Consider the following 11,665-nt stretch of genomic DNA (forward strand, 5'->3'; position numbering starts at 1 on the left):
GCCCCGCTACTCCGCCGCGTTGCGCCGGGGCAGCACCCAGTCGGGGCGCGGATAGTGGCAGGTATAGCCGTTCGGCACCCGTTCCAGGTAATCCTGGTGCATCGGCTCGGCCTCCCAGAAATCGCCGACGGGCTCGACCTCGGTCACCACCTTGCCGGGCCAGTGCCCCGAGGCCTCGACATCGGCGATGGTGTCCAGCGCGACCTGTTTCTGCTCCTCGTCGGTATAATAGATCGCCGAGCGATAGCTGCGCCCGCGATCATTGCCCTGGCGGTCACGCGTGGTCGGGTCGTGGATCTGGAAGAAGAACTCCAGGATCTGGCGATAGCTGATGCGCGCGGGGTCGTAGATGATCTCGATTCCCTCGGCATGGTCGCCGTGGTTGCCATAGGTCGCATTGGGCACGTCGCCGCCGGTATAGCCGACACGCGTCGCCTCGACCCCGTCGAGCTTGCGGATCAGGTCCTGCATGCCCCAGAAACAGCCCCCGGCCAGAACAGCGCGGTCACTCATGATACGTCCTCCACTTGGGTCAGGTAATCGCCATAGCCTTCGGCCGCCATCTCGTCTCGATGGATGAAGCGCAGGCTGGCGGAATTGATGCAATAGCGCAGCCCGCCGGTCTCGCGCGGGCCGTCGGGAAAGACATGGCCCAGATGGCTGTCGCCATGGGCGCTGCGCACTTCGGTGCGGGTCATGCCGTGGCTGTCGTCGCGCAATTCGTTGACATGGGCGGGCTCGATCGGCTTGCTGAAGGACGGCCAGCCACACCCGGAGTCGAACTTGGCCGATGACGCGAACAGAGGCTCGCCCGAGACGACATCGACATAGATCCCCGGCGCGTGATTATCGAGGTATTCGCCGGTGCCGGGCCGCTCGGTCCCGTTTTGTTGCGTGACGCGGTATTGCTCGGGCGTCAGCGACGCGATGGCCTTTTCGGTTTTCTGATACGTCATGGCATGTCCCCTTCGATATCTTGCACTTGCGTTACCGGTTAGATGGGGCCAAACCATGCGGCTTGCCAATAGCCGATCACGCCCATGTCAACTGGCCGACCAGTCTTCAAGCGCCTCGACCGCCTGCTTGCCGATGCCGCGCGGGGTTGTGCCCTCCAACGGGCAGGCCCGCGTGAGGCGGTCGGCAATGTCACCGATATGGAAGCCGTCGGGCCGGTCCAGCGCGTCCAGTTCCTTCCACGTCACGGGCACCGCGATGGCGGCACCGGGGCGGGCGCGCAGCGAATAGGGCGCGATGGCCGTTGCCCCGCGTTCATTGCGCAGCCAGTCGATGAAGACGCGCCCCTCGCGTTTCGACTTCGACATCGTCGCGGTGTATCTGTCGGGCGCGCGATCGGCGAGGATCCGGGCCAGCGTGCGGGCGAAATACTTGACCGTGTCCCAACCCGAGATGCGCCGCAGCGGCACGATGACATGCACGCCCTTGCCGCCAGTCACCATCGGCACGCAGTCCAGTCCGCAGGCCACAAGCCCCTCGCGCACCTCCTGCGCGGCGGATTTCACATCGGCAAAATCCAACCCCTCATCGGGATCGAGATCGAAGACCATGCGGTCGGGCCGCTCTATCCTGTCGCGCGCGGCCCCCCAGATGTGAAACTCCAGTGTGCCCATTTGCGCCGCGCCGATCAGCCCCTCCTTCGTCGAGACATAGATGTAATCCTCGGTCTCGCCGTCCTTTTCCTCGATCGGCATGGATTTGACTCCGTCCGGGAAGCCCTTGCCGGCATGTTTCTGGAAAAAGCACTCGCCCGAGATGCCGTCAGGGCAGCGCAGCAGCGACAAGGGCCGGTCGCCCGCATGGACCAGCATCCGGTCGGCCAGTTTCGCATAGTAGTCTGCCACGTCGCCCTTTGTCAGGCCCGCCTCCGGGTAGACCTCGCGGCCCGTGCTGGAGACGCGGACGCCGCCGATCTCGCGCGCGCCGCCATCTTCCTCGCGCGTCTCTGTCTCGGCTTCCGCCTTTGCACTCACCTCTTCGGCCTCCTTGTCCTCGCGCAGGCCCTGGTAGACGCCGTGGCGGATCCGGCCTTCGCTGGTAAATTCGGTATATTCGGCCTCGACGACCAGCTTGGGCGTCACCCATTTTGCACCCTTTGCCTCGGCAGGCAACTCGCCGTCAAAGGGCGCGGTCTTGCGCGCCAGCGGCTTCAGCGCGGCGTGCAGGCTCTCGAGATCCTCCTCGTCGAATCCGGCGCCGACCCGACCGCGATAGACGAGGTCGCCGCCCTCATAACTGCCCAGAATCAAGGAGGAAAACGGACGGCCTGCTTTGTCCGAGGGCGACCAGCCCGCGACCACGAACTCGGCCCGGCGGACGCATTTGGACTTGATCCAGGCGCGGCCCCGCCCGCCGCGATAGGGCGCGTCGAGACGCTTCGACACGATCCCCTCGCCGCCCGCCTCGCACATCGCCTTGAGCGCGGCGCGGCCCTCGCCCTCGATCACCGGGCTGAGGCGCAGGGGGCCGCGTGGGGCCAAGCCCTCGAACAGGTCTTCCAGCGCCGCACGCCGGTCTGAAAGCGGCTTTCCGGTCAGGTCGTCGCCGTCCCGCACAAGGCAGTCGAAGGCGTAGAAGGTCAGCGGATCGCCCGATTTCAGCGCCTTTTGCAGGGTCGAGAAATCGCCGCCCCCGCCGCCCGCGATCACCTCGCCGTCGATCAGCGCCGATCCGCAGTCCAGCGCCGCCACCGCGTCGCAGAGCGCGCCGAAGCGGTCCGACCAGTCCTTGCCGTTGCGCGAATAGAGCCGCACACCGCCCTTGCCGACCGCGATGACACAGCGGTAGCCGTCGAATTTGGCATCATGCTGCCAGTCCGCGCCCTCGGGCGGGGCATCCTTGAGCGCGGCAAGCTGGACCTTGCGAAACCTCGGGCGTTTCTTGTCGTGTTCGGCGGGGTTGTGGTTCGCGTGATCGTGGGCGATCGCCCGCATCCCGCGCCCGGTGGTGACGCTGGTGCGGTGCTTGTTGGTCAGCGCATCGGCGCTGCGCCCCGCGAAATCGTCGCGTTCCTTGATCAACAGCCAGTTCTCGCGCTTGTCTCCGTCGGTATTCATCCGCACCAGCGCCCAACCGCCCTTCATCCGCGCGCCGTGCAGCCGGAAATGCAGCTTGCCTTCCTTGAGCCCCTCCTCGGGATCGTGCAGAGGCTCCCACCAGCCGCTATCCCACAGCATCACGGTGCCGCCGCCATATTCCTCTTCGGGGATGGTGCCCTCGAACCCGCCATAGGAAACGGGGTGATCCTCGGTGCGGACCGACAGGCGCTTTTCGGACGGGTCGTCGGAGGGGCCCTTGGTCACCGCCCAGGACAGCAGCACGCCGTTCCATTCCAGCCGGAAATCATAGTGCAACCGGCTGGCGTCGTGTTTCTGAACCACGAAGGACAGCCGGTCGCCGCCCGCCTCGACCAGCTCCGCGCGCGGCTCGGGCGTCACGTCGAAATCGCGCTTCTTCTCATATGCGTCCAGCGATCTCATGAGGCTTTCTTCTTCCCGCCCTTGCTCTGCTTGAGGCTTATCTTCAGCGCATCCATCAGGTCGACGACATTCTCGCCTTCTGGTCGGTCATCGTCGCCGGTCCCCGGCAAGACGTATTCCGCGTCGTCGGAGACATCGCCTTTCGTGATATTGTCGCGTCCAACCGGGATCGAGACCAGCGACAGCCTGAGTTGCCCTTTCCAGATCGCCCTCGATGCCATGGCTCATGATCCTTCCGCCGTCCCGGTCCACTGACTGAACGTCGAACGCCCACGGCGGGTTCCGGGCCAGCAGGCGGTCAGGCGTGCAAGTCGCCGTCCAGAACGACCGGGTCATCGTCGAGAAAGAGGGACGCCCCGCGCAGGCAGAGGCCCAGATGGGCGCGGCTACTGTTACTGCCGCCAAAGGCGACATCGTCATTGCTGCCAAGCTGGACCTGGACCGCGCCGCGAAAGCTCTCGATATCCGCGCCGCCGCCGGTGTCAGGGGTCTGCGAAATCGGCTGCGTCCAGAGCGCTCGGGGGTCCAGCCCCCAGGCGATGTGACCGGCATTCCACGCCCCCTCATCCCCCGCCCCGCGCAGCGCCTCGCGGATCAGCATGGCATCAAGCCCGCCCTCTATTGCCGTGGCGCGGCCCTTTTCAAACGTGATGCGCACCGGGCGGTCGATATGACGGGCGAGCGAGAAGTTGCAATCGCCGGGATCAAGCACCAGCACGCCTTCCGTGGTCGCGGCGACCGTCTCGGAATTCGGCGGCATCGACGTTCTGGTGAACAGTGCCGGGGGCCTCGTCGTGCGCAAACCCATTGCCGAGATGTCGTTGGAACATCGGCGGGCGGTGATGACGATGACGCGGGGGCTGGCCAAGGAACTGGGTCCGGCGATCCGGGTCAACGCGCTCTGCCCCGGCATGATCGACACCGATTTCTACAACATCCACACGCCCGACGCAGCCCGCAAGGGCTTCGAGGCCGCCGCCCCGGTCAAACGCCAGGGCGTGCCCGAGGATGCCGCCAACCTGGTCCTGTTCCTGGCCTGTGACGATTCCGCCTTCATCACCGGGGCCAATATCGACATCAATGGCGGAATGCTGTTTTCGTGAAACCCGGACCCTGAAACTAACGGAAGGCATGTCGAGATGCGCGTTCTGGCGATTGGCGAATGCATGGCCGAGCTTGCCCCGGCAGAGGCTCCGGGCAATTACCGCCTGGGCTTTGCGGGCGATACGTTCAACACCGCCTGGTATTTGGCCCGGCTACGCCCGGATATGGCGGTCTCGTTCCAGACCGCGATCGGGACGGATGCCATTTCGCGGCAACTGCGCGAGGCCGTCGCGGGCTGCGGGATCGGCACCGATCATATCCGCACTGTCCCTGACCGAACCGTCGGCCTCTACCTGATCACGCTGACCGATGGCGAGCGAAGTTTCTCCTATTGGCGCGACCACTCCGCCGCGCGGCTGCTGGCCAATGACGCGGCGGCGCTGGCCCGTGCGATGGAGGAGGCCGATCTGGTCTATTTTTCGGGCATTACCCTTGCCATCCTCGCCCCCGAGGCGCGCAAGACCCTGCTCGATGCCCTGCGGACCGCGCGCGCGGCGGGCAAGCGCATCGCGTTTGATCCCAACCTCCGCCCCCGGCTCTGGTCCGACATGGGAGAGATGACCGAGACGATCATGCAAGGGGCCGCCATCTGCGACATCGCCCTGCCCTCCTTCGAGGACGAGGCCCGCTGGTTCGACGATGCCGATCCTGAGGCCACGGCCGACCGCTACACCGCTGCAGGGGCCGAAACCGTGGTGGTCAAGAACGGGTCCGATCCGGTGCATTACAGACAAGGCGACGCGCAGGGCACGTATCCGGTGCCGCCGCTCTCCTCCGTCATCGACACCACGGCGGCAGGCGACAGTTTCAATGCCGCGATCCTGGCCGGGATCGCCGATGACAGCCCGATGGAGGCCAGCATCGCCCGCGCCTGCCGCCTTGCCGGACAGGTCGTGCAGGGACGCGGCGCCCTGGTGCCAGTCGATCCGGCGCGGGTGGATGGTTGAGGTGGTATAGGGCCTGAAGGCCAAGAACCATGGCCCGGCGTCGTCGGTCACGGTCCCAGCGCAGCCTTCCGCGCCGCCGGGCTCGAGGTCGTCGGCATGGTCGGCAGAACCGGCCATGAAACCGACGGGGTCGCCGCCGAGCTTGCCAATCACCCAGGCGCTCGATCATGCGTAAGTGACACATCCGCGCTGTTCGCTATCGCCTTCGGAAACTACAAGAAAATCCGGTCGCAGCCGGATGGGGAGAACGCTTTCGCGGGGGCAAGAGGCGGTGCTGCTAGACGAATTCGAACCAGTCTCAGCTAGGACAGTGACGCTGCCGCTTTTGCAGCGCAAAGGCCGCGCCACTCGACGAGAGCGGCGGCTCGGTTCAGCTTGAAGTGGGGCCGGCTGGAGAGACTGCGTTCCTGGTTGAAGTGGTTGGTAACCGAGGCGTGCACGGAGGCGAATTTCTGCAAACTTCGCATGCGCCGGAACAGGGATCATGTAGAAAGACCACGGATCAGCCGGGCCAACGCCTCGGGATCATAACCGAGTTGATCGGCGACATTGTCATTCCGCTTGAACAGGAAATCAGCAAAGCCGCCGTCAAGCATTTCCCACGCTTCCAACACGATTACGGCTCGTTGGGAGAGAAGCTCGGCGGTTTGGGGCTTGCTGGCGGCGACCGTGTCCGAGTGATGAACCAGGAGCTCGCGGACGTCATGTTCACCGACGCGTCAGACGCGCCACAACGCCTCGGCGCGGAGACATCTGCTCTCTCCGACAATCTCAAATGGGCACTCGAGGTAAAGCGTGCGTTGGACAATGGCCTTGATGGAACCCTGCGCGAACTTCAGTCGCACCGCCAAGATATCGAAGCGCTCCCGGATACAGGCGTGCCGGGTGAACTGCGAAACGAGCTAAGCGAAGACCTGTCGGCACTCTCCGAGCGCCTCAAGACCGAGGATTTCTTCAAGCATAGCGCGGACTTCAGCTCCTTGCTCACGCACGTCAAAGGCCGCGTCCGTGAGGCGGTGATCTCGCTTTCAGACCAGCAAAAACTACGCATCAAGGAAGGTGCGGAAGAGCTTCAACGCGTGCCTGAATGGGGAGAGTTGACCCAGGAAGAGCGCGGCAGCGCCATCGGCCAGCTGGACGGTCTTGAACTGACGGCGCCCCACGACCTTGCGGGCCTGCGCAAGCTGCTTGCCCGTGACTATGACATCAGCAGCACGATTGACGAGCTCCGGCGCTCGATTCAACGACAAGGCCAGGAACGCATCCGCCAGCGGATCGAGGACGAGCGCGCTGAAAAGGGCAAGAAGGGCCCGGCCAAGTTCGAGCAGGCGATTTCTGTGCCCACAAAAATGACAACGGCTGCCGACCTGGATGCCCTCATCCTCAAACTCAACGAGATCAAAGCCCAGCTCGCGCTTTACGACGAGATCGAAGTCTCATTCAGCTTCGGCAGTGAGGAGTAAGGATGGCGTTTGATCAGTCCACCCGCAACCGCCTCCAGCGCTTCGTCACCGATGCCCGCCGCACGCTGGAAGAGGAATTCACCCGTCAACTCCAGAACGATTACGGGCTGGATCCGATTTCCGGCACGGCCTCCCCGCTCGAAAGCCTGCGCCACATCAACGACCAGCAACGCGAGACGGCGCGGATCCTGCGCGACACGCTGGCCCACTACTGCGCCAGCGCGGACACCGATACAAAGGCTACCGCGTGTTCGATCTCCGTTGGCATGGATATCGTTCGGAACGCGCGTTTGGGTTTTGGCGGGGTTCGAAGTCAGGTCATTGAAAAAGCGTAAGAAAAGTGGGCCGAACCGCAAAGGGCGAGGTTCGCCCAAACTGAGATTGAGGGCCATTCTGAGCCCAGCTTTGGCCATGCCGCTCGTCTATGAGGTTCGGTCTGTTCACGCAAACCCCTTTGATAACACGGAAAAATCCGTGCCCGTCAGGGCGGTGTCACTGGTTCGCAATGAGGATAATGGCGGAGGAGGTGGGATTCGAACCCACGGTACGCTCTCACGCACGCCGGTTTTCAAGACCGGTGCAATCGACCACTCTGCCACTCCTCCGGCCTCTGCCCCTTACCCGCCCCGGTTCGATTCTGAAAGTGGCCCCGTCGCCCGCCCCCAGCCGCCCCTGAAACCGCAGGTTGTTGCCGATCTGCGCATGAGGGGTTTGCAGTGGCGCGCCATAGCACGTATCCTTTCTCGCAAAGGGTCCGGGGGCACGGGCCCTCCAAACGCTATGGCAGGGCATGGGGCGCGCGGCATCGGGAACAGATGCACGGCCCGCGTCCCGAGCAGGGGAAATCGAGCAATGAATATTCACGCACTCACATGCCGGACGGGCCGCGTTGCCTTTGTCCTGACCCTGGCCCTGACCCTTGCGGCTTGCGAGGGCGGGCTGCAACTGCCCTTCGGCGCGGGCGCGGGCGCGGGCAGCTCCGACACGCCGACGCGGGCCAGTTCCACCCGGCTGGTCGAACGCGATGTCGAGGCGCCCGAGGTGTTCCAGGTCACCGATGAGGGGCTCTGGGACGGTCGCCCGTCGCTCGGCGGGGTCTGGGTCGCGAGCCCCGAGGCCAGCGACCCCGAACGCGTCATCATCCGCAACGAGGAAAACGGCCGTTTCGTCATCGGCGCGCTTTTCCGGCGCGAACGGGAGACCCCCGGCCCGACGTTGCAGGTCTCCTCGGATGCCGCAGACGCGCTCAACATGGTGGCGGGTTCGCCGGTCTCGCTCAACGTCACCGCGCTCAGGCGCGAGGAAGTGGCGGAAACGGACCCCGAGGACGGCCCGTCCGAGGACACCGCCGCCACCGGCGACATCGCCACCACCTCGCTGGACGATCCTATCGCCGCCGCAGCCGCCGCGATCGACGCCGCCGAGGCCGATGCCCCCGCCGGCCCCGCGCCGCAGGCCAGTTCCCTCGACCGTCCCTATATCCAGATCGGCATCTTCAGTGTCGAGGCCAATGCCGACAACACTGCCGACATGATGCGGCAGGCCGGCATGGTGCCCACGGTTCATGAGCAGACCTCTTCGGGCCGGGATTTCTGGCGCGTCGTGGTCGGCCCCGCCGCCACCGCGTCGGAACGCGCGCAACTGCTGGACTCCGTGCGCGGCCTCGGCTTTACCGACGCCTATTTCGTCACCAACTGATCCGCGAAAGACACGCGCCCCATGTTCACACGCCTCAGCCTCGCCCTTACCCTCTTCCTCGGCCTTCTGGCCGCCCCCCTTCATGCCTTCGAGACCCAGGCCAGCGCCGCCTATGTGATCGACCACAATACCGGTCAGGTGCTGCTGGATGTCGATGCCGATGTGCCGCTGCCGCCCGCCTCCATGTCCAAGCTGATGACCATCAACATGGTGTTCGAGGCTCTGGAGGATGGCCGCCTTACGCTGGACACGATGCTTCCCGTAAGCCAGGAGGCGATGGATTACGGCGGCTCGACCATGTTCCTTACCACCCGCGACCGGGTCAGCGTCGAGGATCTCCTGCGCGGGGTCATCGTGCTGTCGGGCAATGACGCCAGCGCGGTGCTGGCCGAGGCGCTCAGCCCCGATGGCACCGAAGCAGGCTTCGCCGACCTGATGACGCAGCGCGCGCGCCAGTTGGGGATGATGAATTCCACCTTCCGCAATTCCAATGGCTGGCCCGAGCTCGGCCATGTCATGTCGGTGCGCGACCTGGGCATCCTGGCCCAACGGCTGATCACCGAGTTCCCGCAATATTACCCCTATTTCGCCGAGACCGAATTTGCCTTTGACGGCCGCGCGCCCGACAACCGCTTCAACCGCAACCCGCTGCTGGCGCTGGGGATCGGGGCCGACGGGCTCAAGACCGGGCATACCGAGGCCGCGGGCTACGGCCTGGTCGGATCCGCGCAGCAGGGCGACCGCCGCGTGACCTTCGTGATTGCCGGTCTGCCCAGCGCCGAGGCGCGCGCGCGCGAGGCCGAGCGCATCGTCAACTGGTCGTTCCGCCAGTTCGCCGAGCGTGAGGTCGTGGCGCCCGGCACCCTTGTGACCGAGGCGGAGGTGTTCCTGGGCAATGCCGCCACCGTGGGCCTCGAAACCGCCGCGGGTGTAACCATGCTGCTGCCCGCCCTGATCGACGACGGGGTCGAGGCCGAGGCAGTCTTTACCGGCCCGATCCCCGCGCCCATCGCCGAGGGTCAGGAACTGGGCTACCTGGTGATCCGGGTCGAAGGGTTCGAGGATCGCACCGTGCCGCTCCTGGCTGCGGAAAGCGTCGGCATGGCCGGGTTCATGGACCGCCTGCGCACCGCCGCGGACCAGGTCATGCAGATGATCCGCAACGGCACCAATACTCTGGCCGCGGGCTGACCGCATATGTTCCTCTCCCTCGAAGGGATCGACGGCTCGGGCAAGAGCACGCAGGCAACGCGGCTGGCGGATACCCTGCGCGCGGCCGGGCATGACGTGGTGCAGACCCGCGAACCGGGTGGCGCGCCGGGGGCCGAGGAAATCCGCCGCCTGCTGGTCGAAGGCGACCCCGAGCGCTGGTCGCCGGAGACGGAAACGCTGCTCTTCAACGCCGCCCGCCGCGACCATCTGGAACGCACGATCCGCCCCTCGCTTGAGGCAGGCAAGATCGTCATCACCGACCGCTTCGCCGATTCCACCCGCGTCTACCAGGGCGCCACACGCGGCGACCTGCGCGGCTTTGCCGATGCCATCCACAAGGCCGCCATCGGGGTGGAGCCCGACCTGACCCTGATCCTCGACATGGACCCTGCGGCCGCCCTGACCCGCGGCCTCGCCCGCAGCTCCGGCGAGGACCGGTTCGAGGAGTTCGGCCTGCCCTTCCAGCAAGCCTTGCGCGCGGGCTTCCTCTCCTTGGCCGACGAATTCCCCGCCCGCTGCCACGTCATCAACGCGGGCCGGGAGGCCGACGCCATCGCCGCCGATATCCGCGCCCTCGTCCTGGACCGCCTGACATGAGCACGCTTGGCGAGATGGAAGCCGTCCCCGAGGCCGATCGTGCCCCCGGTGCCCCGCATCCGCGTGAGACGCAGCGCCTGTTCGGGCAGGAGATTGCCGAAACCACCACCCTCGACGCCTTCAATTCAGGCCGGATGCACCACGCCTGGCTGCTCACGGGCCCCAAGGGCGTCGGCAAGGCCACGCTGGCCTGGCGCATCGCGCGGTTTCTTCTGGCCACCCCCGAGGGTCAGGCCGACGCGCTCTTTGCCGCCCCGAAACCGGACACCCTCGACATCCCCGCCAACCACCCCGTCGCGCATCACATCCACGCCATGACCGAGCCGCGCCTCTTTCTTTTGCGCCGCCCCTGGGACGTGAAGACCGCCAAGCTGAAGACCGTCATCACGGTCGAGGAGGTGCGCAAGCTGCACCCGTTCTTCGGCATGTCCGCCGCCGATGGGGGCCGCCGCGTGGTCATCGTCGATGCCGCCGACGAGATGAACCCGAGTGCGGCCAATGCGCTCTTGAAAATGCTGGAGGAACCGCCCAAGGGCGCCACGCTGCTGCTGGTCTCGCACCAGCCCTCGCGCCTGCTGCCGACGATCCGCTCGCGCTGCCGCACGCTGCCCCTGGCCACGCTCGGGGCCGAGGACATGCGCGCCGCGCTTGGGCAGGCGGGCATCGACGCGCCGGAAAACGCGGGGCTGGCCGAGCTTGCGGGCGGCTCCGTGGGTGAGGCCGTCGCGCTGATCCAGCAAGAGGGGCTGACGCTCTATGCCGAGATCCTGAACCTCGCCGCCACTCTGCCCCGGTTGGATCGTGGTCTCGCCGCGAAACTCAGCCAATCCGCGGGCGCGCGCGGGGCCGAGGACCGGTTCACCCTCACCCTCGACCTGATCGACCGCTTCATGGCCCGGCTTGCCCGCACCGGCGCCACCGGATCGCCCCCGCCCGAGATCCTGCCCGATGAAACGCAACTGCTGACCCGCCTCGCCCCCGACATGGGCGCAGGCCGCGCCTGGGCCGATCTTGCCGCCGATCTGACGGCACGCGCCCGCGCCGGCAAGGCGGTCAATCTTGACCCTGCCGCGCTGATCCTTGATATGTGTCTGAGAATTGGCAGCACCGCCGAGCGTCTGCCCCTCTGACCGGTTCACCCCGCCACGAA

General features: G+C 66.0%; 13 protein-coding genes and 1 tRNA gene. 8 read left to right on the forward strand and 6 right to left on the reverse strand.

Translation table 11 applies throughout. The features are described 5' to 3' along the window. Nucleotides 1-6: 6 nt before the first annotated feature. From msrA to AC13C7_RS11030, 5 genes are all read right to left on the reverse strand, one after another. The gene (gene msrA, locus AC13C7_RS11010) at nucleotides 7-513 is read right to left on the reverse strand and encodes a peptide-methionine (S)-S-oxide reductase MsrA (RefSeq protein ID WP_482867502.1); all 507 of its coding nucleotides are present in this window, start codon (nucleotides 511-513) and stop codon (nucleotides 7-9) included. Then, nucleotides 510-956, reverse strand: a complete 447-nt coding sequence (gene msrB, locus AC13C7_RS11015; RefSeq protein ID WP_482867503.1) for a peptide-methionine (R)-S-oxide reductase MsrB — start codon at nucleotides 954-956, stop codon at nucleotides 510-512. Before msrB ends, msrA begins: the two co-directional genes overlap by 4 nt. A gap of 87 nt (nucleotides 957-1,043) precedes the next feature. Beyond that, nucleotides 1,044-3,494 carry a DNA ligase D gene (gene ligD / locus AC13C7_RS11020; protein WP_482867504.1) on the reverse strand — a complete coding sequence of 817 codons (2,451 nt, stop codon included), beginning with the start codon at nucleotides 3,492-3,494 and terminating at the stop codon, nucleotides 1,044-1,046. Then, entirely contained in the window at nucleotides 3,491-3,715 is a 225-nt protein-coding gene (locus tag AC13C7_RS11025) for a hypothetical protein (RefSeq protein WP_482867505.1), read from the reverse strand. Before AC13C7_RS11025 ends, ligD begins: the two co-directional genes overlap by 4 nt. A gap of 77 nt (nucleotides 3,716-3,792) precedes the next feature. Then, nucleotides 3,793-4,254 carry a 2,5-dihydroxypyridine 5,6-dioxygenase NicX family protein gene (locus AC13C7_RS11030; protein WP_482867506.1) on the reverse strand — a complete coding sequence of 154 codons (462 nt, stop codon included), beginning with the start codon at nucleotides 4,252-4,254 and terminating at the stop codon, nucleotides 3,793-3,795. Here AC13C7_RS11030 and AC13C7_RS11035 point away from each other — a divergent pair. From AC13C7_RS11035 to AC13C7_RS11050, 4 genes are all read left to right on the forward strand, one after another. Continuing rightward, complete coding sequence (locus tag AC13C7_RS11035) at nucleotides 4,220-4,597, forward strand: SDR family NAD(P)-dependent oxidoreductase (RefSeq protein WP_482867507.1); 378 nt, start codon at nucleotides 4,220-4,222, stop codon at nucleotides 4,595-4,597. The genes AC13C7_RS11030 and AC13C7_RS11035 overlap by 35 nt on opposite strands. A 36-nt stretch (nucleotides 4,598-4,633) precedes the next feature. Further along, nucleotides 4,634-5,545, forward strand: a complete 912-nt coding sequence (locus AC13C7_RS11040; protein ID WP_482867508.1) for a sugar kinase — start codon at nucleotides 4,634-4,636, stop codon at nucleotides 5,543-5,545. A 536-nt stretch (nucleotides 5,546-6,081) separates the two neighbouring features. Beyond that, nucleotides 6,082-7,008: a hypothetical protein gene (locus AC13C7_RS11045; protein ID WP_482867509.1), complete on the forward strand. Its 927-nt coding sequence runs from the start codon at nucleotides 6,082-6,084 to the stop codon at nucleotides 7,006-7,008. 2 nt (nucleotides 7,009-7,010) lie between these two features. Further along, nucleotides 7,011-7,343, forward strand: coding sequence for a hypothetical protein (locus AC13C7_RS11050; RefSeq protein ID WP_446119949.1), 333 nt, complete (start codon nucleotides 7,011-7,013; stop codon nucleotides 7,341-7,343). A 180-nt stretch (nucleotides 7,344-7,523) separates the two neighbouring features. Here AC13C7_RS11050 and AC13C7_RS11055 read toward each other — a convergent pair. Beyond that, a tRNA-Ser gene (locus tag AC13C7_RS11055) sits at nucleotides 7,524-7,613 on the reverse strand. A gap of 247 nt (nucleotides 7,614-7,860) precedes the next feature. Here AC13C7_RS11055 and AC13C7_RS11060 point away from each other — a divergent pair. The 4 genes from AC13C7_RS11060 to AC13C7_RS11075 are packed head-to-tail and all read left to right on the forward strand — an operon-like array spanning nucleotide 7,861 to nucleotide 11,645. After that, nucleotides 7,861-8,706, forward strand: a complete 846-nt coding sequence (locus tag AC13C7_RS11060; protein ID WP_482867510.1) for an SPOR domain-containing protein — start codon at nucleotides 7,861-7,863, stop codon at nucleotides 8,704-8,706. Nucleotides 8,707-8,727: 21 nt separating this feature from the next. Then, nucleotides 8,728-9,897 (forward strand): D-alanyl-D-alanine carboxypeptidase family protein, encoded by a 1,170-nt coding sequence (locus AC13C7_RS11065; protein WP_482867511.1) that lies wholly within the window; start codon nucleotides 8,728-8,730, stop codon nucleotides 9,895-9,897. Nucleotides 9,898-9,903: 6 nt separating this feature from the next. Next, nucleotides 9,904-10,515, forward strand: coding sequence for a dTMP kinase (gene tmk, locus AC13C7_RS11070; RefSeq protein ID WP_482867512.1), 612 nt, complete (start codon nucleotides 9,904-9,906; stop codon nucleotides 10,513-10,515). Then, nucleotides 10,512-11,645 carry a DNA polymerase III subunit delta' gene (locus tag AC13C7_RS11075; protein ID WP_482867513.1) on the forward strand — a complete coding sequence of 378 codons (1,134 nt, stop codon included), beginning with the start codon at nucleotides 10,512-10,514 and terminating at the stop codon, nucleotides 11,643-11,645. Before tmk ends, AC13C7_RS11075 begins: the two co-directional genes overlap by 4 nt. The last annotated feature ends 20 nt before the right edge of the window (nucleotides 11,646-11,665 follow it).

It is taken from the genome of Alterinioella sp. B-7 (genome assembly GCF_056857775.1).